This window comes from Streptomyces sp. NPDC101234 (assembly GCF_044767525.1).
Taxonomy (GTDB): domain Bacteria; phylum Actinomycetota; class Actinomycetes; order Streptomycetales; family Streptomycetaceae; genus Streptomyces; species Streptomyces sasae.
Map to the genome: position 1 here is coordinate 85,961 of NZ_JBIWOA010000027.1, position 25,374 is coordinate 111,334.

The window sequence follows — 25,374 nt, forward strand, 5'->3', positions numbered from 1 at the left end:
GTGGGGGCATGGGCCGGTGGCGGGGCGGGCCTAGCGTGGGCTCATGCGTGTACTGGTCACCGGCAGTGCCGGGTTCATCGGGTCCCATGTCGTCGAGGCGCTGGCGGCGCGCGGGCACGAGGCGGTCGTGTTCGACGTGCGCGACGACCCGGGCGCCGACGTGCGCAGTCCGGTGGCGGTCGGGCGGGCGCTGGCGGGCGTCGACGCCGTCTGCCATCAGGCCGCGATGGTCGGCCTCGGGGTCGGGTTCGGGGATGCCGCGGAGTACGTCTCCCGCAATGACCTCGGTACGGCCGTGCTGCTCGCCGGGATGGCCGAGGCGGGGGTACGGCACCTCGTGCTGGCGGGGTCGATGGTCGTCTACGGGGAGGGGCGGTACGAGTGCCCGCGCCACGGCGTCGTACGGCCGGGGCCGCGTGCGGTCGCCGATCTGGAGGCCGGGCGGTTCGAGCCGAACTGCCCCGTGTGCGAGGACGAGTTGACGGCCGGGCTGGTCAGCGAGGACGCGCCCGTCGATCCACGCAACGTGTACGCGACGACCAAGCTGGCCCAGGAGCATCTGGCCGCCGCCTGGGCCCGGTCCACGGGCGGGTCGGCGGTGTCGCTGCGCTACCACAACGTGTACGGGCCCCGGATGCCCCGCGACACCCCCTACGCCGGGGTCGCCTCCTTCTTCCGTTCGGCGCTCGCCCGGGGCGAGGCGCCCCGGGTGTTCGAGGACGGGCGGCAGCGCCGGGACTTCGTGCATGTGCGGGATGTAGCCGCCGCCGACGCGATGGCGCTGGAGGCGGGCTCCGCGCCGGGTGCGCTGACCGTGTACAACACCGGCAGCGGTGAGCCGCACACCGTCGGGGAGATGGCCCGCGCGCTGGCCGAGGCCCACGGCGGGCCGATGCCGGTGGTCACCGGGGAGTTCCGGCTGGGGGACGTACGGCACATCACGGCCGACTCCGCGCGGCTGCGGGCCGAACTGGGCTGGAAGCCCGAGGTCGGGTTCGCGGAGGGGATGCGGGAGTTCGCGCGCGTGGAGTAGTGCGAAGTGTGGCTAGGGCGCCGTCGGCAGCGTGACCTCGAATCGGCAGCCGCCCGGGATGTTGTGCACGGAGGCCCGCCCCTGGTGGGCCTCCACGATCCCGCGCACGATGGCGAGGCCGAGTCCGGCTCCGGCGGGCGGGGTGCGCGCGTGGCTGCCGCGCCACCCGGTGTCGAAGACGCGGGGCAGGTCCTCCTCGGGAATGCCGCCGCAGCCGTCCGTGACGGACAGGACGACACCCTCGGGGCCGCGTTCGGCGGCGACCGCGACCGTGCCGTCCGGGGGCGTCCGGCGGATGGCGTTCACCAGCAGATTGCCCAGCACCCGGCTCATCTCCCTGCCGTCCACCTCGACCGGCACCGGCTCCACCCGGTCACCGACCAGCCGTACGCCGTGCTCGCGCGCGAGCGGGTCCGCGCCCGCGAGGGCGTCGCCGACGAGGTCGTACAGCGACATCCGGCTCGTGCTCAGCGCGAGCGTCCCGGCGTGGATGCGGGAGAGTTCGAAGAGGTCGCCGACCATGTCGTTGAGCCGCTCGACCTCGGTGCGGATCTGCTTCAGATAGCGGTCGGGGTCGGTGGCGACGCCGTCCTCCAGCGCCTCCGACATGGCGCGCAGCCCGGCCAGCGGGGTGCGCAGGTCGTGCGAGATCCAGGCGACCAGCTCCCGCCGCGAGGTCTCCAGCGCGCGTTCCCGCTCCCGGGACTCGGCGAGCTTCGCGCTGGTGGCCGCCAGCTCGCGGCTCACCTCGGCCAGTTCGGCGGTGGCCGGGACGGCGGGCGCCGCGAAGTCGCCCTGTTCGCCGAACGAGCGTGCCGCGAGGGCGAGTTCACGGCTGCGGGCGGCGACCCAGCGGCCCAGTATCAGCGCGGTCACCAGTGAGACCACGGCCGCCATCGCGACGACCGTCGTCACCACCGACAGGTCGTGCGACGACAGGAACATCGCCCAGGCGACGGCCAGGGTGCCGGCGAGCATCGCGACCACGCCGACGGCGGCGACCACCGCGATGGACGCGGTCAGCGGCCGGCGCCGCAGCAGGCGGAGCGCGGCCGCACCGGCGAGACCGGTGGCGGCGGCGCCGGCCAGGGCGTACAGGGCGATCAGCAGGGTGTCGCGCATGTCAGTCCACCTCCTCGCGGCCCTCGGGTTCGAAGCGGTAGCCGACGCCCCACACCGTCTGGATCAGGCGCGGCCGGGCCGGATCGGCCTCGACCTTGGCGCGCAGCCGGCGGACATGGACGGTGACGGTGGACACGTCACCGAAGTCCCAGCCCCACACCTCGCGCATCAGGTCCTCCCTGCTGTAGGCCTGCCCCGGGTGCCGCAGGAAGAAGGCGAGAAGGTCGAACTCACGCAGGGTGAGGGCGAGTTCGGTGCCGTTCCGGGTGGCGCGGCGGGCGCCCGGGTCGAGGGTGAGCCCGGCGGTGGACAGGGAGTTCGCGGCGGGCGCGGGGCGGCTGCGGCGCAGCACCGACTCCACCCGCAGGACCAGTTCACGGGGGCTGAAGGGCTTGGTGACGTAGTCGTCGGCGCCGACCTCCAGGCCCAGGATGCGGTCGTCCTCGTCACCGCGCGCGGTGAGCATGATGACCGGGACGGGGGCGCGGCCGCGCAGCCGCCGGCAGACCTCCAGGCCGTCCATGCCGGGCAGCATCAGGTCGAGCACGACCAGGTCCGGCCAGTGGGCGGCGGCGCGGATCAGGGCGGTGGGTCCGTCGTCGGCGTGGTCGACGAGGTAACCGGCACGGTCGAGATACCCGGCGACGACCTCGGCGACGGTCGGATCGTCGTCGACGACCAGGACCCGGGCGGCACCGGCGGTGGCCCGGTCCTCGGTGAGCTCGTACGGCTGCTGCATGCCTCCACCCTCGCACCGGGCCGTCGCGGATGTCGCGCGCGAGGGCGGGCACCGGGTGCGACGTCCGTGTTTCGTAAGAAACGGGGGCGGCGGGACCCGGGCGCCGACGTCCGCGTTTCGTAAGGAGCCGACGCCCGATATGCCCGGTTCACGTTCGTAGGGTGAGACCGTGACCACCTCACCATCCTCATCCTCGCCGGCGACGGACGTGGACGTCGTACTCCCCTGTCTGAACGAGGCCGAGGCCCTGCCCTGGGTGCTCGCCCGGATCCCGGCGGGCTGGCGGGCCCTCGTGGTCGACAACGGCTCCACCGACGGCTCGGCGGACATCGCCCGGGCGCTCGGTGCGACCGTCGTCCACGAGGCGCGGCGCGGCTTCGGCGCGGCGTGCCATGCGGGGCTGACCGCGGCGAGCGCCGACATCGTCTGCTTCTGCGACTGCGACGCGTCCCTGGATCCGGGGCTCCTCGTGCCCTTCGTGCGGGAAGTCTCCGACGGGGAGGCGGACTTGGTGCTGGGCCGACGGCGGCCGCAGGGGCGGGGCGCCTGGCCCGCGCACGCCCGCGCCGGGAATCTCGCGCTGTCGCGGATGCTGCGGCGCCGGACCGGGCTGCGGCTGCACGACCTGGGGCCGCTGCGGGCGGCGCGCCGGGAGCGGTTGCTCTCGCTGGACCTCGACGACCGGCGCAGCGGCTATCCGTTGCAGATGGTGGTGCGGGCCGCCGACGCGGGCTGGCGCATCGCCGAGCACGACGTGGCGTATCTGCCGCGTACGGGTGCGTCGAAGGTCACCGGGACCTGGCGCGGCACGTGGCAGGCGGTGCGGGACATGAGCCGGGTGCTGCGGGAACCACCCCGGGTGCGGGCCGGTGGGGGCTGGTCGCGCCCGCGCGGCGGAGCCGCAAATCGATAGGGCCCCGCGCCCCTGAAGGGGCGCTGCAGCCGCAGTGCCTTTCCAGCTCAACGGCACCCGGCCAGCGCCGGTAAGCGAAACCCCCCGCCCCGGCCCCCACTCACCCGCACCAGCCAAGGAACCCCCATGACCACCCTCCTCGTCATCGCCAAGGAGCCCCGCCCCGGCAGGGTCAAGACGCGGCTCACCCCGCCGTTCTCCCCCGAGCAGGCCGCCGCCCTCGCCGAGGCGTCGCTCGCCGACACCCTTCGCGCCGTCGCCGCGACACCGGCCACGCGCCGGGTGCTCGTGCTCGACGGCCGGCCCGGCCCCTGGCTGCCGCCCGGCTTCGACGTCGTGCCGCAGTGCGCGGGCGGGCTGGACGAACGTCTCGCCGACGCCTTCGCCCGCTGTACCGGCCCCGCCCTCCTCATCGGCATGGACACCCCCCAGGTCACCCCGGCACTGCTCACCGTGGACTTCGCTGGCTGCGACGCCTGGTTCGGCCCCGCCGAGGACGGTGGCTTCTGGGCCCTGGGCCTCGCCGACCCGCACCCCGCGCTGCTGCGCGGCGTGCCGATGTCCGTGCCGGAGACCGGGGCCGTCCAGCGGCGGCGGCTGGTCGCGGCCGGGCTGCGCGTGTGCGATCTGCCGCGGTTGCGGGACGTCGACACCGCGGCGGACGCCGCCGCCGTCGCCGCCCTCGTCCCGGACGGCCGGTTCGCCGCCCGGCTGGCCCAGTGCACGGCACGGACGGCACAGAGCGGAACGGGCCGCCGATGACCACCTCGCCGGCCGTCGCCTGGACCGGTGCCGACCCCTACGCCGCCGCCCTGCACGCCGGGCGCGGCCCGCTGTTCCTGCGCCGCACCGACGGCTGGCTGCTGCCCCTGGACGTGGAGCGCTGGTGCGCACGGGCGGACCCGGTCGACCGTGAGGTCCTGGACCGTTGCGAGGGCGCGGTCCTCGACGTCGGCTGCGGCCCCGGGCGGCTGGTCGCGGAGCTCGCCGCCCGCGGCCGTACCGTCCTCGGTATCGACGTCAGCGCGGCCGCCGTCGACCACGCCGTGCGGCTCGGCGGGCAGGCCCTGCGCCGCTCGGTGTTCGAGCCGCTGCCCGGCCAGGGCCGCTGGGGCACCGTGCTGCTCATGGACGGCAACGTCGGCATCGGCGGCGACCCGGGCGCACTGCTCGACCGGGTGGCACAACTCCTCGTGCCCGGTGGCCTGCTGATCGCCGAAGCCGCTCCGGTGGACGTCGACGAACGCGCCGACGTCCACCTCACCGACGCCCATGACGCGGTCGGTGCGCCCTTTCTCTGGGCGCGGCTCGGCACCCCGGCGCTGCTGCGGTACGCGCGGGGCTGGGAGCAGGAAGGTCAGTGGACGGCCGGCGGGCGCCGCTTCGTCGCCCTGCGCAGCCGCCGTGCCAGCAGCAGCGCCGAGCCGCCGAAGAGTACGGCGGTGATCAGCAGCCAGCGGGCCAGGAAGCCGTCCGTGGACTGGCCGGTGGCCGACCGGTAGCGCTCGTCCACCATCCCGCTGATCAGCGGGAACCACACGAGGAGGAGCAGGGCGGAGAGTGCGGCCGGAACCCGGACGTACATCGCCCACTGCCGACGCCCGGCGGCGCCCAGCCCCCGTACCATCGCCCGGTCGGCCAGCGCGTACAGCGGCAGCAGCACGAGGTCGTGCAGCAGCGCCGCCCCCACCACCCACAGCGCCACGCCGAGCCAGTCCCCGGACAGCAGCCGTACGCCGGCGTAGGCGGCGAGCGCGAACGAGCAGGCCAGGAGCAGGATCTGGAAGGGGCTGCCGACGACGAGGCGGGGTCGCATCACAGGTCTCCGAAGGTCATCCGGGCCACCCACTTGGTGTTGAGCACACCGGGCGCGGCGGGCACGATCACGCGGGCGGGGTAACCGTGGTCGGGGGACAGGTCCTCGCCGTTGACCTGCAGGGCGAGCAGGGAGCGCGGGTCGGCGACCTGGTTGGCGCGCAGGGCGGCGCGGCGGAAGGCTCCGTGCCGCTGGAGGGACTCCACGAACACGTCCGGTGGGTCGCCGTCGTAGCCGACGAGCGCGGCCAGGTCCCGCAGCCGCACCCCGCGCCACCACTGGTCGGCGGTCGACCAGCCCTCGACGCAGGCGATGGGCAACGCGGCGCTGTACTGGGGCAGTCGGAGGAGTTCGGTGCGGGTGAGCCGGACCGTCCGGCCGTCCCGTCCCGTGACGACGAGCCGCCATGCCTCCTCCCCGGTCTCCTTCGCGTCGATCCCCGCGTAGCCGGCCGTCTTGTTGATCTGGAAGCCGTTCGGCCCGCTGCCCGGGTCGGCTCCGCCGTGCGGTGCGAGCAGCGCGGTGCGGCGCAGGGCGCCCCCGATGCTCTGCCCGGCGGTCGTCACGAGCAGCAGCAGGGAGGCGCCGCCGACGAACCACAGCGCCCCGCGCCGGGACACGGTCGGCGTGTCCGGCCGCGGCGCCTCCAACTGGCCCTCGTCTCCGCGTCGTCGACGGACGGCCCGGACGGCCGCCGGTGTCTTCAGCGCCGCATGTGCCAGGAACGCGGCGAAGAACACCCAGGCGCCGTAGAAGTGCAGCGGGTAGAAGGAGCCGGGGAAGAGGTAGTCGAGCTGGACGTTGAGGACGCCGGTGGTGAACTCGAACAGGCCGCCGCCGACCAGCAACAGCAGCGAGATCCGCTCCAGCGCGTGCGCGAGCGACCGGGCCGGAGGCAGCGTGAACAGCTTCGGCACCACCGACCACAGCTTGGCGAGCAGCACCGGGATCAGGGCGATACCGAGGGTGACGTGCAGTCCCTGGGTGACCCGGTAGAGCCAGTAGGGGTTCGTCGGCCAGGAGAACAGATAGAAGCCGAGAATGCCCTTGTCCGGGGTCTGGTCGTTCACCGGCGCCAGGTCCGGGTTGTAGGCGGCGTACGACAGCAGTCCCGTCACGAACAGCACGGTGATGCCGACGAGCAGCACGAGGCCGAGCACCGAGGTGAACCAGGTGCCGCGCAGCGGGCTCCGCCAGAAGCCGGGTGAGGTGGGAAGCCGTGGGTCGTCGTCTCGCATGCTTCGACCGTAGGCCGGGGAAACCCCGGGAAAGGGTGCGCAACCCATGACGAAAGTCTGACGTCAGCCCGTTGATCCCCCCTCTCGCCCGGTCGCCGACCTAGCGTTCCGGTGTGACCCGCACTCCCCTTCGTGACCGCTCCGCCGATCTGCTCGCCGTCCTCGCCGCCGCCCTGTTCGTGCTCGTCGCGGTGCTGGTCGGCCGGCACATCCAGGACACCTACCGCACCCTGTTCGTGCACTGGCCGCCGGTCTTCGCCGACTGGGACCCGCATGTGGGCCCGGGCACCCCGGCCGCGCTGCTGGTCGCGGCCGCCGTGGTGGCATACGGGCCGGGTCTCGCCGTACGGCTGCCCTGGCGCGGCCTGCTCGCCGCGGCCTGGGGCACCTGTCTGGCCTGGACGTGGTCGCTGGCGCTGGTCGACGGCTGGCAGCGGGGCGTGGCCGGCCGGCTCACCAGCCCCAACGAGTACCTCACGGTCATCGGCCGCTTCCACGACATCCCCGCGACCCTGCGCGACTTCACCCACCACATCGTCAGCGGCACCCCGGCCCCCTGGCCCGCCCACATCGCCGGACACCCTCCGGCGGCCACGCTCACCTTCGTCCTGCTGGACCGGATCGGACTGCGCGGCGGGGGCTGGGCGGGCGCCTGGTGCATCACCGTCGGGTCCACGGCCTGTGTCGCCGTGCTGGTCGCGGTGCGGGCGCTGGCCGACGAGCGGCTCGCCCGGCGGGCCGCGCCCTTCCTGGCGCTCGCCCCGGCCGCGGTCTGGGTGGGCGCCTCGGCCGACGGGTACTTCGCGGCGGTCGCCGCCTGGGCGGTCGCGCTGCTGGCGCTCGCGGTGACCGGGCGGGGCGTGGGGTGGGCGGCGGGCGCCGGACTGCTGTACGGGCTGACCTGCTATCTGTCGTACGGCCTGACGCTCTTCGCGCTGATCGGGGCGGCGGTGCTGGTGCTCGGCCGGCGCCGGGTCCGCGAGCGGCCGGTCGTCCTCGCCCTGTTGCTGGTGGCCGGGGCCGCGGTCGTCCCCGTCGCCTTCACGCTCGCCGGGTTCGACTGGTGGGAGGGGTACCGGCTGCTGGTCACCCGCTACTACCAGGGCGTCGGCGGCACCCGACCGTACGGCTACTGGGTGTGGGCCAACCTGGCCTGCACGGTGCTGATCACCGGCCCGGCGACGGTGGCGGGGCTGCGGCGGACGGGCGCGACGCTGATCCACCGCCGTAAGTCTCCTTCGGCCTCCGTCACCCCTTCCACCTCCTCCGTCTCCTCCGTCTCCTCCGCTCGGACGCGTCTCGCGTTCCTCGTGGCGGTCACCCTGCTCGCGCTGCTGATCGCCGACCTGTCCGGGATGAGCAAGGCGGAGACGGAACGCATCTGGCTGCCGTTCGCGATGTGGCTGCTCCCGGCCTGTGCGTTCCTGCCCCGGCCGCGCGTCTGGCTCACCGGACAGGCGCTGCTGGCGCTGCTGCTGAACCATCTGCTGTTCACCGGCTGGTGACCCGTCGAGCGCCCCGTGCGGGGGGGGGCCGGGGGGGGCAAGGCCCCCCCCACCAGGGGGGGGGCGGCGCCCCGCCCCCCCGCCCCCGGACGCCCCCACCCGGGGGGGGGCCCCCCCCCCCCGGCGGGGGGGCCCCCCGGCAGGGGCGGGGGGGGCGGGGGGGGCCACCCCTGGGGGGGCCCCGGGGGGGGCCCCGGGCCCGCCCCCGGGGGGGGGCCCTCGACGGGTCACATGGCCGACCGGTCACGCGGTGGCGGCCACCCGGAAGCCCACGGTCGGATAGCCTCCGGACGGGTCGCGGCCCTCCCCTCGGTAGATGGCCGTGCAGCTGTTCAGGTTGGCGTACCAGGAGCCGCCGCGGATGGCGTTGACCTGGGTGTTCATCTCGCCGCCGTGGGTGGCCGTGATGACGGAGGTGGTCCACTCCCAGCAGTTGCCGCAGAGGTCGAGCACGCCGTCGGCGCTGGCCCCGCCCGAATAGGTGGTGACGGGGGTGGTGTAGCCGCCGGTGGCGGTGAGGGCGTCGTAGACGTCGGTGTAGATGAAGCCGGTGCGGCCGGCGGTGACGTTCCAGCCGGCGACGGTTCCGGTGGCGCCGATGGAGAGGATCTCGGAGATCGGATAGCTCTCGCCGTACTCGTCGGAGCCGGTCGCGGTGTAGGTGGCCAGGTCGGAGCCGTGCTCGGCGAGTTCGTAGGCCGCGCAGACGGCGTTGTAGTTGTAGTTGCTGATCAGGACGAGGTCGGAGTAGGAGGTGCCGGCCGTGTCGCCCCAGGGGTAGGTGAGGGCGTCGGGTCCCGAGGCTGCGTTCTCCCACTCGGCCTCGGTGGGCAGCCGGAAGGTCTGGCCGCCGTTGCCTGCCTGCTCGGTGAGCCAGGCGCAGTAGGCGGTGGCCGAGTCGAGGGAGACCTGCAGTACGGGATGGTCGGCCTCGCCTTCGGGGTAGGTGCCGTTGTCCCAGTAGGAGGGCGTCTCCTCGCCGGTGTCGTCGGCGAAGTCGAGGTACTGGGCGTTGGTGACCTCGTAGACACCGAGCCAGTAGGCCGCGTCGACGGGCGAGGCCTCGCCGGAGCCGACGGTTCCGGCGAGGTTCGTGGCGAAGACGAAGTCGGGGTTGGCACCGACCAGGGCCAGTTCCTGACCGGCGACGGTGGTGACAGTGGTGTCGGTGACGGCGGTGGCCACTGTGGTGGCGGTGGTCGCGGCCGCGGCTCGGGGCGGCCTGGCGAGGGCCCCCGCGCCCGTGAGGGCGAGTAAGGCGAGGAGGGTCCTTCTGTTGACACTTCTGCGGGTACCTGGGGCAGTCGCGTTCATGACGACTCCTGAGGGTGATGACAGCGCGCGTCCCTGCGCACGGCTGATGGTCCATCAACTCCCATGACCTGTCGACACTTTGTGCGTAACAGATACCTTGGGGCAGCCTGTGAGTGGCATCGGGTCGACAGTATCGCCACCAGGGCTCGCATTGTCGGACACCACCGACAACAGGGAGGTCACCTGCCGTGACCGGCAGCGGGAAGCTCAGCCGCGGGTGCCGCTCCGCACGGAGCCGCTCGGGGCGTCGGCCGCGACCGTGAGCCGGGACAGCAGCCGCGCCAGCGCCCCGTCGTCGTCGACCGCGTCGAGCAGTCGGGCCTGGTCGGCCGCGACGCGGTGGGCGGCACGCCGGTGGAGGTCGTCGCCGCGTGCGGTGAGGTAGAGCAGGACGCGGCGGCGGTCGTGGGGGTCGGGGCGGCGGTGGACCAGGTTGTCGGCGACCATCCGGTCGACCAGCTTGGTCAGGCTGGGCGCCGGCATCAGCGCATGGTCGGCGATCTCGGACATCGGGCGCCCCTGGCTGTCCCCGACGATCGACAGGACACGCCATTCCTCGACCGTGCAGTCCTCCTCGGCAAGCACCGCGGACAGCCGCTGCACGATGCGCCGCTCGGCATGGCTGAGGAGGTGGGCGAGGTCCGGCGAGGAGGGTACGGACGGCATTGCCGGTGTCCTTCCGGTAGGTCTACCTTCTGATCTTCCGCAGTGCCCCATCCTTCACGACGGACGCCACACGAGGCGCCGCTGGTTCTCGATGTACTGGCGCACGACGGTCAGAGGTGACCCGCCACAGCTTCCGGCGAAGTAGGACCCGGACCAGAAGTGCCCGCCCCACAGGTACCGGCGGACGTGGGCGTCGTACTCCTTGCGCAGGAGCCGAGCGGAGACACCTTTGAGGGAGTTGACCAACTTGGAGAGCTGGACCTTGGGCGGGTAGTGCACGAGCAGGTGGACATGATCCTCTTCGCCGTTGAACTGCTGCAGCTCGGCCTCGAAGTCCTCGCAGACCTCTCGCATGATCTGTTCGCAGCGCGTCAGCATCTCACCGGTCATTGCTCCGCGCCGATATTTAGTGAGAAACACCAAGTGAACATGAAGGTTGCACACGACGTGACGCCCGGTGCGCACATCGGCATTTGGATTCCAGCGCGGCGACATAGACCAAATGATATCGTGCTCGCGTGACTACGGAACGTGCACAGGAGAAGCGGCAGTTCGGGCACCGCGCCCGTCTGACGCTGACGCCTGCACAGGTCCGGCTTGTCGACGCCCAGGCCCACGCCGCACGAGCGACGTGGAATCTCCTGCACGACTTCTGGACGATGACGCCGAAGTGCCGCCGGTTCCTCAAGGCTGCGGACGAGGCGATCCGGCAGGCCCGCAAGGAGATCGACTGGTTCGGTGTCCTGCCCGCCCAGGCCGCCCAGGCAGTGCTGAAGACGTACCACCAGGCCTGGAAGAGCTGCTGGGAAGGCCGGGCTGACGAACCGAACTTCAAGGCCCGCTTGCGCACGGTGATGTCGGTGGACGTCCCGCAGGGGCGTGATCTGCAGATCAAGCGTGTGCACCGCCGCTGGGGCATGGTCAACATCCCCAAGGTCGGCCGGATCCGCTTCCGCTGGACCAAGGATCTCCCGGTCGGCAAGCACGCCGGCAACGACAACCGGATCACCGGGGCGCGGCTCGTCAAGGACGCCCTCGGCTGGCACATCGCCTTCCGCGTACAGACCCTCGACGCCGCAGCCGGGCCGCACCCCGGCCCCGAGGTCGGCATCGACATCGGAATCAACATCCCGCTCGCCCTGTCCGACGGCAACCACCACGACCACGGCCGCCCATCGCGGCTCCCCGACAGCACATCCGACCGAGACAAGTGGCTCAACCCGGACGAGAAGGCCAGGCTGCTCCGCCTGGAGCGGCGCGCCGCCTACCGCAAGAGCTTCCGCAAGCGCGGCGAGAAGACCTCTCGCCGACTCCAGATCACCTACAACCAGATCAAGCGGCTACGCGCAACAGCCACGCGCCGCGCCACCGATTGGCAACACCAGACCACCACCCGCCTCGCCCGTACCTACGGCGTGATCGTGGTGGAAAAACTCGACATCCCGAACATGGTCAAATCCGCCAAGGGCACCATCACCGCCCCGGGCAAGAACGTCGCGCAGAAGTCCGGATTGAACCGCTCCATCAGCCAGGAGGCGTGGGGCCGTACCGTGACGATGCTGACGTACAAGACCGCCCGCCACGGCGGGACCCTGCACAGGGTCCCCGCACCCAACACCTCGCTGCGCTGCTCCGCCTGCGGCTTCATCACACCCGGCAGCCGCAGGGACCAGGCCACGTTCGTGTGCGAGAACCCGGACTGCGGATGGTCGGGCAACGCCGACCACAACGCCGCCCGAAACGTCTTGCACCTGTACCGGATGGGCCACGCGCTCATCCCGGCTGCCGGGAGGGCAGTCGTCAGGCGCCCACGAGGCGTCAAGCCCGCCACCGCGAGGTAGGAGGGAATCTCCCGGCTCCAGCGGGAGAACACTTCAATGTGCGCGCAGAATACGAGCCGCAACGAGCCCGCACGGAGGCGACCTGATGCGTCCGGCGCCACCGAGCGATCCCCTGAGTACGACACTGATTCTCGCTCTGGTCGTCCCCCTGCAGGGCCCGGCGGGTGTCCTCGGCCCGTCCTGTGAGTCGGCCGCGCGGCTGGCCGTGGAGGAACTGAACGCCGTCGGCGGGGTGTTGGGCCGGGAGGTGCGGCTGGTCACGGTGGACGGCGGGGCGCCGCCGGCGCGGGTGGCCGCCGAGGTCGAGGCCCTGGTCGCGCCGGGCGCCGTGGACGGGGTGGTGGGCTGGCACACCTCGGCGGTGCGGCAGGCGCTGCTGCCGGGGATCGCGGGCCGGGTGCCGTATGTCTACACCGCGCAGTACGAGGGCGGCGAGCGGACTCCCGGCGTGTTCCTGACGGGTGAGACCGACGCCGCCCAACTGCTGCCCGCGATGCGGCTGCTGGCGGAGTCGGCCGGGGTGCGGCGCTGGTGCACGGTGGGCAACGACTACGTCTGGCCGCGGGTGACCGCCCGCGCGGCCCGCGGGTACGCCCGGGACTGCGGCGGCCGGGTGCGGGACCAGGTGTTCGTGCCGCTGGGGACGGAGGAGTTCGGGCCGGTGCTGCGCCGGATCGAGCGGTGCGAGGCGGACGCCGTGCTGATGCTGCTGGTCGGGGCGGACGCGGCCCGCTTCAACCGGGCGTTCGCCGCGCACGGGCTGCACCAGCGGTGCCTGAGGCTGAGCACCCACATGGACGAGAACATCCTGCTGGCCACCGGCGCCGAGGCCACCGACGGGCTCTGGGCGACGGCCGGCTTCTTCGAGACCCTCGCGACCCCCGAGAGCCTCGACTTCGGCGCCCGCTACGCGGCCCGGTTCGGTGTGCACGCGCCCGTCGTGGGAAGCCTGGGCGAGTCGTGCTTCGAAGGGGTGCGGCTGCTGGCGGCCCTGGCCGAGCGGGCGCGCTCGCTGGACGTGCGGGCGATGTGCGCGGTGCGGGACCCGGTGTCGTACGAGGGCCCGCGAGGCGTCGTACGACTCGACGGCAACCATCTCGCCCAACGGCTGTACCTGGCACGGGCGGACGCGTTCGACTTCCACATCGTCGCCCAGCTGTGAGCCCGTTACTTCCCGCGGGAAGTATCAAGGTTTGTCTTTTAAAGCGAGTGAAACGTCCGGGAAACAGCGTGCCGCGACTCTTCCCTGCAAACGCCCGGGGACGAGAGAGGTAACAGCCGTGACGGAGATCGTCGGCAAAGAGGCACCACAGGCGGCCGCGGACGAACTGACGGACAGCAAACGGACGTACAACGACTGGGCGAAGAACGACACACTGGAGGACTACTCGCTGCGCTACGCGCCGAAGTCCTTCCGCCGCTGGACCCCGTATGTGGTGGCCACGACCGCGCTGGGCGGCATCGCCTATCTCGCGGACTTCGCGATCGGCGGCTCGATCGCCATCTCCAACGGCTTCTCCAGCGCGATGGTGGCGATCCTGACGGCCGCGGTGGTCATCTTCCTCACCGGCATCCCGATCTCGTACTACTCGGCCAAGTACTCCATCGACATGGACCTGTTGACCCGGGGTGCCGGCTTCGGCTACCTCGGTTCGACGCTCACCTCGGTCATCTACGCCAGCTTCACCTTCATCTTCTTCGCCCTCGAAGGCTCGATCATGGCGCAGGCCCTGGAGCTCGGCCTGCACATCCCGCTCGCCGTCGGGTACCTGATCTGCTCCCTCATCATCCTGCCGCTGGTCATCTACGGCATGACCGCGCTGTCGAAGATGCAGGTGTGGACACAGCCGGTCTGGCTGGTGCTGATGGTCGCGCCGTTCGTGTCGATCGCGATCCAGGAGCCGGGCAGGTTCTCGGGGTTCACGCACTTCGCGGGCAACTCCCCCACCGGGCCGAGCATCAGCATGCTCGGGGTCGGTGCGGGCGCCGGTGTCGCGCTGTCGCTGATCGCGCAGATCGGTGAGCAGGTCGACTATCTGCGGTTCATGCCGGACAAGACGCCGGAGAACAGCCGGAAGTGGTGGGGTGCGGTGCTCAGTGCCGGTCCGGGCTGGGTGGTGCTCGGTGCCGCCAAGCAGATCGGCGGCGCCTTCCTCGCCTTCTACATCGCCGGCAGCGTGGGCCTGGCCAAGGCCAACGAGCCGATCCAGCAGTACGTGTCCGGCTTCAAGACGTTCGCCGCGCCCATCGCGCTGGGGCTCGCCACGTTCTTCGTGATCCTCTCCCAGATAAAGATCAACTCGACCAACGCGTACTCCGGTTCGCTGTCCTGGTCGAACTTCTTCTCCCGGCTGACCCACCGCCACCCCGGCCGGGTCGTCTACATCTTCCTCAACGTCGGTATCGCGCTGGCCCTGATGGAGGGCGGCGTCTTCGGCTTCCTGAACACCGTGCTCGGCTTCTACTCCAACGTGGCGATCGCCTGGATCGGCGCGGTCGTCGCCGACCTGGTCATCAACAAGCCGCTGGGGCTGAGCCCTTCGTACATCGAGTTCAAGCGCGCCCATCTGCACAACTTCAACCCGGTCGGGTTCGGCTCGATGCTGATGGCGTCGGCGGTCTCGATCGCCGCGTACTTCAACGCGTTCGGGGAGTACGGCAAGGCGTACTCGCCCTTCATCGCGCTGTTCCTGGCGATGGTGCTCTCGCCGCTGTTCGCGGTGCTGACCAAGGGGAAGTACTACATCGCCCGCGTCGACGATCTCGCGGAGCCGCTGCTGGACGCGGACGGGCTGCCGTCGGCGGCCGTGCTGACCTGCACCGTGTGCGCGACCGACTTCGAGCGGCCGGACGTGGCGGGCTGCCCGTTCCACTCGGGGGCGATCTGCTCGCTGTGCTGCAGCCTGGAGAAGGACTGCCACGACTCCTGCAAGAGCGGGCCGGTCGCGCTCGCCATGCCGACGGTACGGTCCGCGGACTGACCGTTCTCGATCCCTACAGCTCCGGCTCGTGCCCTTCGGCGCGGGCCGGAGCTCCTGTCTGCAGGCCGTCCGTCAGGAGCCTGATCTGGCGGTCGGCCTGGCCCTTCCAGTCGCCGTCCGCGTCCAGCCGCGGCAGGCCGCACATGTGACCGTCCTCATATGAGCCGGGTCGAACTTCCCCCTCCCCGTCGCGTCCTGCCGGTGTCATCGCAACCCACCGGACTCGGAGCACCCATGAGCACCACACGCCTGAGCGACCACCTGGCCGACCCCCTGACCGCCGGAACGCACACCGTCGAGATCGACTGCCTGGTGCAGCGATACCACGTGCACGGCACGGGCCCGGTGTGCATCGCGCACTCCGGCGGCCCGGGCATCGACTTGGGAGTACCTGCGCATGCCCGAACTGGAGCGGCACCTCACGGTCGTCTACCCGGAGCCGATCGGCAGCGGCGCCGACGTACGAGCCGTTGTCGATGAGTTCGTGCAGATGGCCGAGGTCGGCGGTGTCGCCGCTGTGCCCGACGACCACCGCGCCGAGGTCCGCGCCCTCGCTGCGCAGGATGTCCTGGGCCACCGGTCCGGTACGGGCGACGGCGTTGGTGTGCACGGTGATCGGGGCACCGGTGCGCAGATGGGCCTGGGCCACCGCGCGCAGCACCCGCTCCACGCCCGGGGTGAGCCGGTCCTCGATCGCGTACTTCAGGAACGCGGCCCGGATCCCGGTGGCCGCGATGCCCTCGGTGAGTTCGCGGACGAACAGCTCGGTCATGCCCTCGGCACCGCCCGAGGAGGGTGCCCGGACCGTGGTAGCGGAAGTGGTCGGGGACGTCGGCGACGGTGGAGATGCCGGTGGCCGCGATGATGTTGAGGTCGACCTGTTCGTTGACCTCGGCGACGCGGGCGACGTTGCGGCCGAGGCCGATACAGGTGGCGTCGACGAGGGTGGTGACGCCGGCCGCGGCCAGGGCCTTGAGCCGGGTCACGGCGTCGTCGACGCGCTGCCGTTCGTCCCAGGTCTCCGGGAGGTTCTGCCGGAACTCCTCGCTGAGCACGAAGACGTGCTCGTGCATCAGTACGGTGCCGAGGTCGTCGGCCGGTACCGGGCCGCGGACGGTCTGGACCTGGGGGCCGGTGGTCATGGATGTTCGCCTTCCTGCGCATGACGTGGGAAGACCGACTCTTCCAGCGCGGGCGCGACGCCGTCTTTCCCGTCGGCGCACGCTTCTTCCGCCTGGGCGCGCTGGGCGGCGAGCAGCGGGAAGGAGAGGTGGGCGAGGTCGCCGGGCGGGGGCGCTGTCAGCGACCACAGGGGCGGGGGCGTACCGTCGGCGACCGCGGCCGGGGCGTCGGTCAGGTTCATGCGCTCGCGCAGACGGCCGTAGAAGTCCATCGCCGCCAGCCGGACCACCTTCAGCCGGCTCGGGGCGGCGTACACCCCGATCCAGTCGCCCGGCTCGACGACGCCCCGCACCTGCCCGTCGACGCTGACCGCGGCCTGCCCCGAGCGCTCCAGGACGCGCAGGCCGACGGCCTCGTCCGGGGCCGTGACGACCGAGCGGTTGAACGTCATGTGCGGGGCGACCGGCGTGAAGACGAGCGCCTCCGCGCAGGGCGAGACGACGGGTCCGCCGGCGGCGAAGCTGTAGGCGGTGGAGCCGGTGGGCGTCGCCACCAGCAGGGCGTCGGCGGAGTAGGAGGCGAGCAGCCGGCCGGCGACGTACACGCCGACGGACACCTGACGGTCCCGGGACAGCTTCTCCAGGACGACGTCGTTGACCGCGGTGATGTGCAGGGGGACGCCCCAGTCGGGGTCCCGCTCGCAGTCCGTGCGCACCTGGGGCGGTGGCAGCAGCGGCCCGCGGCCGTACTGCATCAGCCGCTCCATGTCGGCCGGCACCTCCAGGCGGCGTGAGGCGCGCATGGTGAGCAGCAGGCGGCTGTCGACGCTGAACCGGCCCTCGTGCACCTCGTCCAGCGCCTCGCGCACCGAGCAGGCGGGCACCTCGGTCAGGAAGCCGACCCGGCCCAGGTCGACGCCGAGGACCAACACGTCGCTGCGGGCGGCGAGCCGGGCGCCGCGCAGGAAGGTGCCGTCGCCGCCGAGGGTGACGATCAGGTCGGGATCGCCTGCGGCCGCGACCTCCTCCCCGGAGTGGTGCCGTCCGCCGTCGTGCCATACGTCGATGTCCGTGCACCGCACCCCGCGCCCGGCGGCCCACTCCCGTACCGCACGGGCCGCGTCCACCGCCTCCGCCCTGCCGCCGTGCACCACCAGTCCGAGCCCGTTCACCGTCATCTCCGCCTCCAGGACACCGTGGCCGACCGCTGTATCCACGCTGTCACGGCGCGGCGGATCTGTCGGGCGGAGCGGGATCACGGCCCCGGGCAGCAGGCGGGACAGCGCACGGCAGGATGGGGCAGGATCGGACAGAGCAGGACAAGCGGATTGGTGCTCGGTCCCGGCCGGGATCATCCTGGGGAGAGTGCCGGCCGTGCAGGCTCCGCGAAGGATGAGCGGCGATGGAACGAAGTCCCACCTATCCCAGCAAGCGGGCGCAGACCCACGTCGTACCGCAGGGAGCCCACACCGCCGCGGTCACGGTGGACGAGCGGGGCGTGGTGACCGGCTGGAGCGACGGGGCCAGGGTGCTGCTGGGCTATGCGCCCGCCGAGATCCTGGGGCAGCGGGCCGCGCGGCTGCTCGCCGAGCCGGCGGGCGGCGCGTGGCGGGAGGCGGCCGGGGTGCGCCGCTGGAGCGGGACCGCGGCGTTGCGGCACCGGGACGGGCACCGGCTGGACCGCGATGTGCTGGTCCATCGCCGGCCCTCCGGTGACCGGCCGGGCGGCTGGGAGTGGCAGGTGGTGTCCGCCGTGACCGGTATGCCGTCGGCCACCGAGCGGCCGCTGGGGGAATGGGCCTTCGGCCAGTCCCCCTGGGTCGCCGCCGTCTTCGACGAGGGGCTGCGGCTCGTGCGGGCCACCGCCGGAATGCAGCGCACGCTGTCCCTCGCCGAGGGGACGATGCGCGGGCTGCGGCTGACCGACATCGCGCCGTACGAGGGCAGCGCCGAGGCCGAGTTTGGGATGCGGCGGGCCCTGGGCGGCGGCGGGACGCAGGAGCTCCGGCTCCGGCTGGACCCGGCCGAACCCGAGCACGACTGGCATGTACGGATCGTTCCGCTGGCGGACTCGGCCGGGCGGTTGCGGGCGGTGGCCCTGACGGCCCGCTCCGAACCGTCCGAGCAGCTGGTACAGCAGCGGATGCTGCTGCTCAGCGAGGCCGGGGTGCGCATCGGCACCACCTCGGACGTGCAGCGCACCGCACGGGAGCTGACCGACGTCGCCGTCCCCGCCTTCGCCGACATCTGCACCGTGGACCTGCTGGACACGCCCCGGCCCGGCGGCTTCGTCTTCCGCCGGGCCGCCCTGCGGTCGGCCCCGGGCACACCGCCGCTCCCCCACCCCTCCGGCGATGTGCTGTACTGCCCGCCCTGGTCGCCTTCGGGCCGCAGTCTGGCCGAGGGGCGGGGCGCGGTGTACTCGGCCGGTGACGCGGCCGTGACCCGCTGGGCGCGGGAGGATCCGCGGGCGATCGCCTGGGTCCGGGAGAGCGGGGTGCACTCGGTGATGGCGGTGCCGCTCCGGGCGGCCGGTGTCACTTTCGGGGTGGCCCTCTTCGGGCGGACCCGGCGGGCCGAGCCGTTCGACGCGGACGATCTGTGGCTGGCCGAGCAGCTGGCGGCGCGGGCGGCCACCAGCATCCACGGCACCGAGCAGGCCGTACGGCAGCACACCACCACGATGACGCTCCAGCGCGGCCTGGTCCCCCGGAGGCTGCCCGAGCAGGCGGCCCTGGACATCGCCACCCGCTGTGTGCCGTCCGCCGGCCGGAACGGGACGGGCGGCGACTGGTTCGACGTGATCCCGCTGTCCGGTACCCGGGTCGCGCTCGTCGTCGGCGATGTCGTCGGCCACGGCACGAGGGCCGCGGCCACCATGGGCCGGGTCCGTACGGCGATCCGCACCCTGGCCGACGTCGACCTGCCGCCCGACGAACTCCTCAGCCACCTCGACGACCTCTCCGACCACCTCGCCGCCGAGGAAGCCGGTGCCGCTGACGACGCTGACACCGTCGACGACGAGGCCGCCGACGGTGTCGGCACGACCTGTCTGTACGCCGTGTACGACCCCGTCACCCGGCGGCTGGCCGCGGCCCGGGCCGGCCACCCGCCGCCGGCCGTGGTCACCGCGGGCGCCGTCCGCTTCCTCGACGTCCCGGCGGGACCCCCGCTGGGCCTGGGCGGGATGCCCTTCGAGTCGTACGAGACGGAACTCCCCGAGGGCAGCCTGATCGCCCTCTACACCAGCGGCCTGCTCGCACCCGGCGGCCGCGGCATCGACGACGCCCTCGGCAAGATGTTCGCCGCGCTCGCCCGCCCCGCCCAGAGTCTGGACAGCGTCTGCGACCGGGTCCTGACGTCCATGCTCACCCATCGTCCCCACGACGACATCGCCCTGCTCGTCGCCCGCACCCGGGCCCTGCACGCCGACCGGGTGGCCACCTGGGAGCTGCCCTTCGACCTCGCCGCCGTCGCCGAGGCACGAAGGCTGGCCACCGAGCAGCTGGCCGCCTGGAAGCTGGCGGAGGCCGCGTTCGTCACCGAGCTGGTCGTCAGCGAGCTGGTCACCAACGCGTTCCGCTACGGCCGCCCGCCCGTCCGGCTCCGGCTCATCCACGACGACCACACCCTCACGAGCGAGGTCTTCGACTCCAGCAACACCGCCCCGCACATGCGGCGGGCCCACACCTTCGACGAGGGCGGACGCGGGCTGCTGCTCGTCGGCCGGCTCACCCGGCGCTGGGGCACCCGGCACGCCGGCACCGGCAAGACGGTGTGGGCCGAGCAGATCCTCGGCGAGGAGTGAGGGGGCCGGAGCAGGCTAGGGGCCGAAGACCGGGCGGGCCCAGGCGGGTGGACGCGAGGTGAGCGGGATGTCCCGGCCGACCGTGCGGGTTCCGTCGGCGGACGGGTCCGAGTGCACCGGGGTCCGCTCCCCCGGTCCAGTGCCGTACGCGGCGGTCCGCAGCGCGCCCACGAACTCCAGACAGGAGCCGTAACGGTCCTCGGGTGCCTTGGCCAGCGCCCTGGCGAGCACGTCGTCGAACTCCGGCGGCAGTCCCGAGCGCACCTCGCTCAGCACCGGCGGCCGGTCGTACTGGTGCGCCCACAGCAACGCGATGTCCTCGTCCCGGACGAACGGCGGACCGCCGGCCAGCATCTCGAACACCACACAGGCGAGGCTGTAGAGATCGCACCGGCCGTCCACCGGGCGCCCCGAGATCTGTTCCGGCGCCACGTAGTCCAGGGTGCCGACGAACGAGCCGACCGTCGTGAACCCCGTCAGCGACAACGACTTCTTGGTGAGCCCGAAGTCCGTGAGATAGACGTGCTCGGGGTGTTCGCTGTCCGTGCCCTTTGCCAGCAGGACGTTGCCGGGCTTCACGTCCCGGTGCACCAGGTCGTGCTCATGGGCCGCGTCCAGCGCGGAGGCCACCTGGGCGGCGATCCGCAGCGCCGTGTCCACCGGGAGCACTCCCTCCCGGTCCAGCAGCGCGCGCAGATCCGGGCCCGGGACGTAGCGCATCGCGATGTACAGCACGCCGTCCGTCTCGCCGGCCTCGAAGATCGGCACGATGTGGGGGTGGTCGATGGCGGCGGCCACGTGCGACTCATGGGTGAAACGGCGGCGGAAGGTGTCGTTGCGGGCCATCTCCGGGGCGAGCAGCTTCAGGGCGACGGTGCGGTCCAGCCGCAGATCCGTGGCACGGTAGACGACGGCCATTCCGCCGCGGCCGATCTCGCCCTGGACCTCGTAGCCCGCGATGCGCGTCGCCATCACCTGTCCACCCCGTAGCAGCCGAAACCTGGTCAAATCGTATCCAGCGGCACGGTGCCCCCGCGAAACGGCGGACGGACACCTCACCCGTCCGCCGCCTGCCAGCCGGTCCAGCGGGACACCGTGACGAGAACGACCGCACCGTTCGGGGGCCGCTCCCGGTACTGCGGGTACTTCTCGCACAGCGGCCCGACGACGGTCACGTCGGCGGGAACCACCCTCGCCTCGCCGTCCGCCCGGACCCACCACAGGCGGTCCCAGTTCTCGTCGTACGCGTCCACGAGCAGGCAGACCGACGGCCGCGCGGCGATGTTGCGCAGCCGCTTGAGGCGGGGCGTGGTCTTGGGTTTGTGGTCCACGGCGGTGACGATCCCGTCGGCGCCGTACCGCGCGAAGACGACCGGCACCAGATGCGGGCGGCCGGTCCCGTCGACGGTAGCGAGCCGGGCCACCCTGGCCGCGGCGAACCGCCGCCGCGCCTCCGCCCCGTCCAGCTCCGGCACCGCACCGCCTCCCCGTCAGACCCCGCGCAGCGCGTCGAGCACATCGGCGTCCGTCAGCTGCCCGAAGTCGTCGTACCACTGGCCGACCGAGCTGAAGAAGGCCGGCCGGTACGGGCAGACGACGAGGTCGGCCTCGGCCGCGAGCGCGTCGAGGGAGTCGGGCGCGCCGACGGGGACAGCGAGCACGGTGCGGGCGGGGTCCCGGCGCCGTACGTGGCGCAGCGCGGCGCGGGCGGTGGAACCGGTGGCGAGACCGTCGTCGACGACGATCACGGTACGGCCGCGCAGCTCGGGCGGCGGGCGGCCCTCCCGGTAGCGGTGCTCACGGCGGCGCAGTTCCAGCCGCTCCCGCTCGACCACGGGAGCCAGGGACTCCTCGGTCATGCCCAGGTGGGCCAGGGTCGCACGGTCGAGGAGCGGCGGATCGTCCCCGGCGATGGCGCCGACGCCGAACTCCTCCTGGTGCGGGGCTCCGATCTTGCGGACGACGAGCACGTCGAGCGGGGCCCGGAGCTCCCGGGCGACCTCCACGGCCACCGCCGCGCCGCCCCGGGGCAGCGCCAGCACGACGGGGTCCGGCAGCTCGTCCTCGTCATGCAACTTCACCAGCGCGGCGGCGAGTTCGCGGCCGGCCTGGGTGCGGTCCCGGTAGCGCATGGGACGTCCTCTCCGCCGGGGTCGGTCCCCCTCATCCCATGGTCACACCCGCCGCCGGACACGGCCAGAAAATTCGCACATACTTTCTATAAGTCGTGCCGGTCCCGGGTGTACCGCCCCTGAGCCGCACTCCTAATCCGCCGGCCAGGTGAGGTGCAGCTCCTCCGGCGAGCGATGGATCATCGTCGGCCGCATGGTGACCGGGCGGCCGTCCGCGAGTCGCAGCCCCGGCAGCCGCCGGGTGAACTCCTCGACCGTGATGCGGAGTTGTTCGCGCGCCAGCTGGGCGCCGACACAGGCGTGCGCGCCGAAGCCGAAGCCGAGGTGGCGCGCGGGCGCGGACCGGGTGATGTCGAACGTGTCGGGGCGGGGGTGCCGCGAGGCATCCCGGTCGGCCGCGCCGAAGGCCACGAACAGCTCGGCCCCGGCCGGGAGTTCGGTGCCGGCGAGGGTGACCGGCCGGGTGGTGACCCGACGGAAGCCCTGCAGCGGGCCGTCGTGGCGCACCGCCTCCTCCACCGCCGCCGGGATCAGCTCGGGGCGCTCGCGGAGCAGTTCCCACTGCTCCCGGTGGCCGAGCAGGTGCAGGAGGGTGGTGCCGATCAGCGCGGTCGTGGTCAGGTGCCCGGCGATCAGCAGGTTCTGCAGATGTGCCACGGCCTCGTGCCGCTGCTCCAGGGGGAGTTCGGCGTGGCCGGGTTCGGTCACGGAGGCGACGATCTCCGTGCACAGGTCGGCACGGGGGTGCGTGTAGCGGTCGCGGGCGCAGCGGTCGAGGACGTGCTGCATGGCGACCACGTCCTGCGCGGCGGCGATCTGCTCGGCCTCCGGCAGCGGCCGGAACAGCAGTTCCTCGGCGCGGTGCCCGCCGTGCACGACGAGGGGCACGTCGGCGGGGTCGAGGCCGACGATCCGCCCGATGACATCACCGGGCAGCCGCCCGGCGTAGGCAGCCATCAGCTCCACCCCGCCGTCCTTGGCGAACCCGTCGACGAGCGCGGCGGCGCGCTCACGGACGTACGGTACGGTCGCCGCGACCCGGGCCGGGGACAGCGCGCGCACCAGCGGGGCGCGCAGCCGCTGGTGCAGCTCGCCGTCCGAGGTGACCACCACCGGCCCCGCGCCGAACCCGCCGGCAAGGACCGCGAGCGCGGCGGGCGAGGGCATGACGTCGGGCCGTAACGCGTTCGCCGACGAGAACTCCTCGGTACGGCGCAGGACTTCTCGTACGTCGGTGTCCCGGGCGACCAGCCAGGCGGCCAGCTCGGGCACATGGACGAGCCCCTCCGCCGCCCGCGCCCGTGCGTAGAGCGGATAGGGCTCACGCATCAGGTCGTCGAGCCTGTCGTGCAGTTCGCGTTCCATGAGACGCCCCCCGGGACGACGACGGCGGTACGGACCGCGCTCATGGTGCCGTACCGCCGCGCCGCCACGACAGGGGCTGTGCACAGTCCCGTCAGAAGACGACCCACCAGCCTTCGCGGGCCGCCTGCTGGGCCGTGTAGGACACCCCGTGCGCCTTGAGGCCGGCCGCGTCGAGGAGGGTGACCTCGCCGCCGTGGTTGCCCAGTCGGGCGCCGTTGGTCAGCGGTACGGCGAGGGTGGCGCCGGGAGCGAGCGAACCGGCCGGCAGCGGGGATGCCTGGCCCATGCGGTCCAGGAGGCGCCAGCCGGTGACGTCGACCGGGGCGGCAGAGGCGTTGAGAAGGGTGACCGTCTCGTGCTCGGGGACCGGGCCGGCCGGGTTGACCAGCGCGGCGACGATCCGCACCGGCAGGTCGCCGGGGGCGGGACGGGAGGCGTCGACGTCGGGCAGGGTGTGGCCGGTGACGTCGTCGGTGTGCCAGCCCTGGCTCTGGAAGGCGAGGAAGATCCCGACCCAGCGCTCCTGGCCCTGGCCGTCGCCGGGGAAGCGGATGAGCAGTCCGCCGTCCTGCCAGACCCCGTCGTCGCTGGTGAAGCGGCCACTGTTGCCCTGGTTCATATGGATGTCGTGGACGCCGTTGCCGGGCAGGAAGCCGAACACCTTGTCCTTGACGGCGGGTTCGGGGCCGAAGCGCTCGCCGAAGACGTACAGCCGGGCGTCCGGGTCGTCGACCGCCCGCTGTACGTAGTGGTCCAGGAGGTCGGCCAGGTCGTTGTCGGGGCCGCTCACGTCCGGGGGCAGGGTGCGCAGGTGGGACGGGTCGAACAGGTTGCCGCGCACGAAGTCGAGGTTCGGCCCGCCGGGACCGGGCGGCAGGGTGTTCCAGCCGCCCGCCAGACCGTCCAGGCGGGCCGTGATCGGGTGCTTCAGGTCGTCGTCGACCAGGTAGAGCAGGTCGGCGGGCTTCTGCTGCGAGAGGACGTTGACCGCGGCCCGGTAGTGGACACCGTGGTCGTCCGTGAGGTGGATCTGGTAGTGCGGGGTTTCGGCGGCGCCTTCGCGCCGGGTGCCGACGGCCCGCGTGATCAGTACGCCATAGGTCTTCAACGGCATGATGACCAACTCCCCGTGAAAGCGGGTGGTTTGCCCGCCATGACGGAAATCGTAGGGTGCCCCGGCCGGTACCGGCCGGCGTTGGACGAAGCTGTGGGTGCTGTCTGTCGGTCCTGCCTGACGGTCCTGTGAACACGCCGGAGCGCGCCCCGTTTCCGGTGGCCGGTTCCCTACGATCGTGCCGTGGTCAACTTCCTCCTCCAACGCACGGCCCCGCTGCCCATCGACGAGGCATGGCGTCGGCTCACGGAGTGGTCCCGGCATGCCGACGTGGTCCCGCTGACCCGGATCACCGTGCTCACCGATCCCCCGACCCACGAGGGCACGGTCTTCGTGGCGCGTTCCGGTCTCGGACCCCTCTCCTTCGAGGATCCCATGGAGGTGACCGTCTGGCATCCGCCGCAGGACGGCGGCTCCGGCCGGTGCCGCCTCGTCAAGCACGGCCGGGTCGTGCTCGGCTGGGCGGAACTGCAGGTGCACCCGGGGCCCGGCGGCCGTACCCGGGTGGTCTGGCACGAGGAACTGCGGATCCGGGGGCTGCCGTCGGCCCTGGACCCGCTGGTGTACCGGACCTCCCGGGCGGTGTTCGGGCGGGCCGTCAACGCACTGCTCCGGCAGCCCTGACCGCGGCACCGTACGGCCGCCGGCCCCTTGGCAGAGCCCGGC

Annotated in this window: 23 protein-coding genes and 1 pseudogene; 10 read left to right on the plus strand and 14 right to left on the minus strand. The window is 72.6% G+C overall.

Annotated features, from left to right (window positions below):
* Nucleotides 1-43 precede the first annotated feature (43 nt).
* Nucleotides 44-1,033: an NAD-dependent epimerase/dehydratase family protein gene (locus ACIRR9_RS38545; protein ID WP_403762026.1), complete on the plus strand. Its 990-nt coding sequence runs from the start codon at nucleotides 44-46 to the stop codon at nucleotides 1,031-1,033.
* A 12-nt stretch (nucleotides 1,034-1,045) separates the two neighbouring features.
* Here ACIRR9_RS38545 and ACIRR9_RS38550 read toward each other — a convergent pair whose 3' ends face one another.
* Nucleotides 1,046-2,155, minus strand: a complete 1,110-nt coding sequence (locus ACIRR9_RS38550) for a sensor histidine kinase KdpD (RefSeq protein WP_123972995.1) — start codon at nucleotides 2,153-2,155, stop codon at nucleotides 1,046-1,048.
* 1 nt (nucleotide 2,156) lies between these two features.
* Entirely contained in the window at nucleotides 2,157-2,894 is a 738-nt protein-coding gene (locus ACIRR9_RS38555; protein WP_403762029.1) for a response regulator transcription factor, read from the minus strand.
* Between the two features lie 169 nt (nucleotides 2,895-3,063).
* Here ACIRR9_RS38555 and ACIRR9_RS38560 point away from each other — a divergent pair, with 169 nt between their 5' ends.
* The 3 genes from ACIRR9_RS38560 (at nucleotide 3,064) to ACIRR9_RS38570 (ending at nucleotide 5,309) form a co-directional block, all read left to right on the plus strand.
* Entirely contained in the window at nucleotides 3,064-3,807 is a 744-nt protein-coding gene (locus ACIRR9_RS38560) for a glycosyltransferase family 2 protein (protein WP_403762032.1), read from the plus strand.
* A 126-nt stretch (nucleotides 3,808-3,933) separates the two neighbouring features.
* Nucleotides 3,934-4,569 carry a DUF2064 domain-containing protein gene (locus tag ACIRR9_RS38565; RefSeq protein ID WP_403762035.1) on the plus strand — a complete coding sequence of 212 codons (636 nt, stop codon included), beginning with the start codon at nucleotides 3,934-3,936 and terminating at the stop codon, nucleotides 4,567-4,569.
* Nucleotides 4,566-5,309 carry a class I SAM-dependent methyltransferase gene (locus ACIRR9_RS38570; protein ID WP_403762038.1) on the plus strand — a complete coding sequence of 248 codons (744 nt, stop codon included), beginning with the start codon at nucleotides 4,566-4,568 and terminating at the stop codon, nucleotides 5,307-5,309. Before ACIRR9_RS38565 ends, ACIRR9_RS38570 begins: the two co-directional genes overlap by 4 nt.
* 313 nt (nucleotides 5,310-5,622) lie before the next feature.
* Here ACIRR9_RS38570 and ACIRR9_RS38575 read toward each other — a convergent pair whose 3' ends face one another.
* Nucleotides 5,623-6,861: a molybdopterin-dependent oxidoreductase gene (locus ACIRR9_RS38575; protein WP_403762041.1), complete on the minus strand. Its 1,239-nt coding sequence runs from the start codon at nucleotides 6,859-6,861 to the stop codon at nucleotides 5,623-5,625.
* 113 nt (nucleotides 6,862-6,974) lie between these two features.
* Between ACIRR9_RS38575 and ACIRR9_RS38580 the strand changes: the two genes are divergently transcribed.
* Nucleotides 6,975-8,366 carry a hypothetical protein gene (locus tag ACIRR9_RS38580; RefSeq protein WP_403762044.1) on the plus strand — a complete coding sequence of 464 codons (1,392 nt, stop codon included), beginning with the start codon at nucleotides 6,975-6,977 and terminating at the stop codon, nucleotides 8,364-8,366.
* A gap of 243 nt (nucleotides 8,367-8,609) precedes the next feature.
* Here ACIRR9_RS38580 and ACIRR9_RS38585 read toward each other — a convergent pair whose 3' ends face one another.
* The 3 genes from ACIRR9_RS38585 to tnpA form a co-directional block, all read right to left on the minus strand.
* Entirely contained in the window at nucleotides 8,610-9,680 is a 1,071-nt protein-coding gene (locus tag ACIRR9_RS38585) for a formylglycine-generating enzyme family protein (RefSeq protein ID WP_403762046.1), read from the minus strand.
* A 207-nt stretch (nucleotides 9,681-9,887) separates the two neighbouring features.
* Nucleotides 9,888-10,346 (minus strand): MarR family winged helix-turn-helix transcriptional regulator, encoded by a 459-nt coding sequence (locus tag ACIRR9_RS38590; protein ID WP_403762049.1) that lies wholly within the window; start codon nucleotides 10,344-10,346, stop codon nucleotides 9,888-9,890.
* Nucleotides 10,347-10,400: 54 nt separating this feature from the next.
* On the minus strand, nucleotides 10,401-10,841 hold the full coding sequence (gene tnpA, locus ACIRR9_RS38595) for an IS200/IS605 family transposase (protein WP_403762052.1): 441 nt from the start codon (nucleotides 10,839-10,841) through the stop codon (nucleotides 10,401-10,403).
* Between the two features lie 23 nt (nucleotides 10,842-10,864).
* Here tnpA and ACIRR9_RS38600 point away from each other — a divergent pair, with 23 nt between their 5' ends.
* From ACIRR9_RS38600 to ACIRR9_RS38610, 3 genes are all read left to right on the plus strand, one after another.
* Nucleotides 10,865-12,187, plus strand: coding sequence for an RNA-guided endonuclease InsQ/TnpB family protein (locus tag ACIRR9_RS38600; protein ID WP_403762055.1), 1,323 nt, complete (start codon nucleotides 10,865-10,867; stop codon nucleotides 12,185-12,187).
* A gap of 85 nt (nucleotides 12,188-12,272) precedes the next feature.
* The gene (locus ACIRR9_RS38605; RefSeq protein ID WP_403762058.1) at nucleotides 12,273-13,349 is read left to right on the plus strand and encodes a substrate-binding domain-containing protein; all 1,077 of its coding nucleotides are present in this window, start codon (nucleotides 12,273-12,275) and stop codon (nucleotides 13,347-13,349) included.
* A gap of 118 nt (nucleotides 13,350-13,467) precedes the next feature.
* Nucleotides 13,468-15,168: a hypothetical protein gene (locus ACIRR9_RS38610; RefSeq protein WP_403762061.1), complete on the plus strand. Its 1,701-nt coding sequence runs from the start codon at nucleotides 13,468-13,470 to the stop codon at nucleotides 15,166-15,168.
* A gap of 13 nt (nucleotides 15,169-15,181) precedes the next feature.
* Here ACIRR9_RS38610 and ACIRR9_RS38615 read toward each other — a convergent pair whose 3' ends face one another.
* The 3 genes and pseudogenes from ACIRR9_RS38615 to ACIRR9_RS38625 all read right to left on the minus strand — a co-directional run bounded on the left by ACIRR9_RS38615 (nucleotide 15,182) and on the right by ACIRR9_RS38625 (nucleotide 17,467).
* A complete protein-coding gene (locus ACIRR9_RS38615) occupies nucleotides 15,182-15,940 on the minus strand; it encodes a hypothetical protein (protein WP_403762064.1) in 759 nt (252 codons plus the stop codon).
* 82 nt (nucleotides 15,941-16,022) lie between these two features.
* Nucleotides 16,023-16,310: pseudogene (locus ACIRR9_RS38620) on the minus strand (phosphotriesterase-related protein); the annotation flags it as partial.
* A complete protein-coding gene (locus ACIRR9_RS38625; RefSeq protein ID WP_403762237.1) occupies nucleotides 16,307-17,467 on the minus strand; it encodes an NAD(+)/NADH kinase in 1,161 nt (386 codons plus the stop codon). The gene ACIRR9_RS38625 and the pseudogene ACIRR9_RS38620, both read right to left, overlap by 4 nt.
* Before the next feature lie 224 nt (nucleotides 17,468-17,691).
* On the opposite strand from ACIRR9_RS38625, the gene ACIRR9_RS38630 reads away from it, so the two are divergent.
* Nucleotides 17,692-20,097 (plus strand): SpoIIE family protein phosphatase, encoded by a 2,406-nt coding sequence (locus ACIRR9_RS38630; RefSeq protein WP_403762067.1) that lies wholly within the window; start codon nucleotides 17,692-17,694, stop codon nucleotides 20,095-20,097.
* A 15-nt stretch (nucleotides 20,098-20,112) separates the two neighbouring features.
* On the opposite strand, the gene ACIRR9_RS38635 is transcribed toward ACIRR9_RS38630, so the two are convergent.
* From ACIRR9_RS38635 to ACIRR9_RS38655, 5 genes are all read right to left on the minus strand, one after another.
* Nucleotides 20,113-21,069, minus strand: coding sequence for a serine/threonine-protein kinase (locus ACIRR9_RS38635; RefSeq protein WP_403762070.1), 957 nt, complete (start codon nucleotides 21,067-21,069; stop codon nucleotides 20,113-20,115).
* A gap of 83 nt (nucleotides 21,070-21,152) precedes the next feature.
* Nucleotides 21,153-21,572: a TIGR03668 family PPOX class F420-dependent oxidoreductase gene (locus ACIRR9_RS38640; RefSeq protein ID WP_403762073.1), complete on the minus strand. Its 420-nt coding sequence runs from the start codon at nucleotides 21,570-21,572 to the stop codon at nucleotides 21,153-21,155.
* A 15-nt stretch (nucleotides 21,573-21,587) separates the two neighbouring features.
* Nucleotides 21,588-22,229 (minus strand): phosphoribosyltransferase family protein, encoded by a 642-nt coding sequence (locus ACIRR9_RS38645; protein WP_365341374.1) that lies wholly within the window; start codon nucleotides 22,227-22,229, stop codon nucleotides 21,588-21,590.
* Nucleotides 22,230-22,361: 132 nt separating this feature from the next.
* On the minus strand, nucleotides 22,362-23,594 hold the full coding sequence (locus tag ACIRR9_RS38650) for a cytochrome P450 (protein ID WP_403762076.1): 1,233 nt from the start codon (nucleotides 23,592-23,594) through the stop codon (nucleotides 22,362-22,364).
* 91 nt (nucleotides 23,595-23,685) lie between these two features.
* Nucleotides 23,686-24,708 (minus strand): DUF2278 family protein, encoded by a 1,023-nt coding sequence (locus tag ACIRR9_RS38655; protein WP_403762079.1) that lies wholly within the window; start codon nucleotides 24,706-24,708, stop codon nucleotides 23,686-23,688.
* Between the two features lie 183 nt (nucleotides 24,709-24,891).
* Here ACIRR9_RS38655 and ACIRR9_RS38660 point away from each other — a divergent pair, with 183 nt between their 5' ends.
* Nucleotides 24,892-25,332: an SRPBCC family protein gene (locus ACIRR9_RS38660; protein ID WP_403762082.1), complete on the plus strand. Its 441-nt coding sequence runs from the start codon at nucleotides 24,892-24,894 to the stop codon at nucleotides 25,330-25,332.
* The last annotated feature ends 42 nt before the right edge of the window (nucleotides 25,333-25,374 follow it).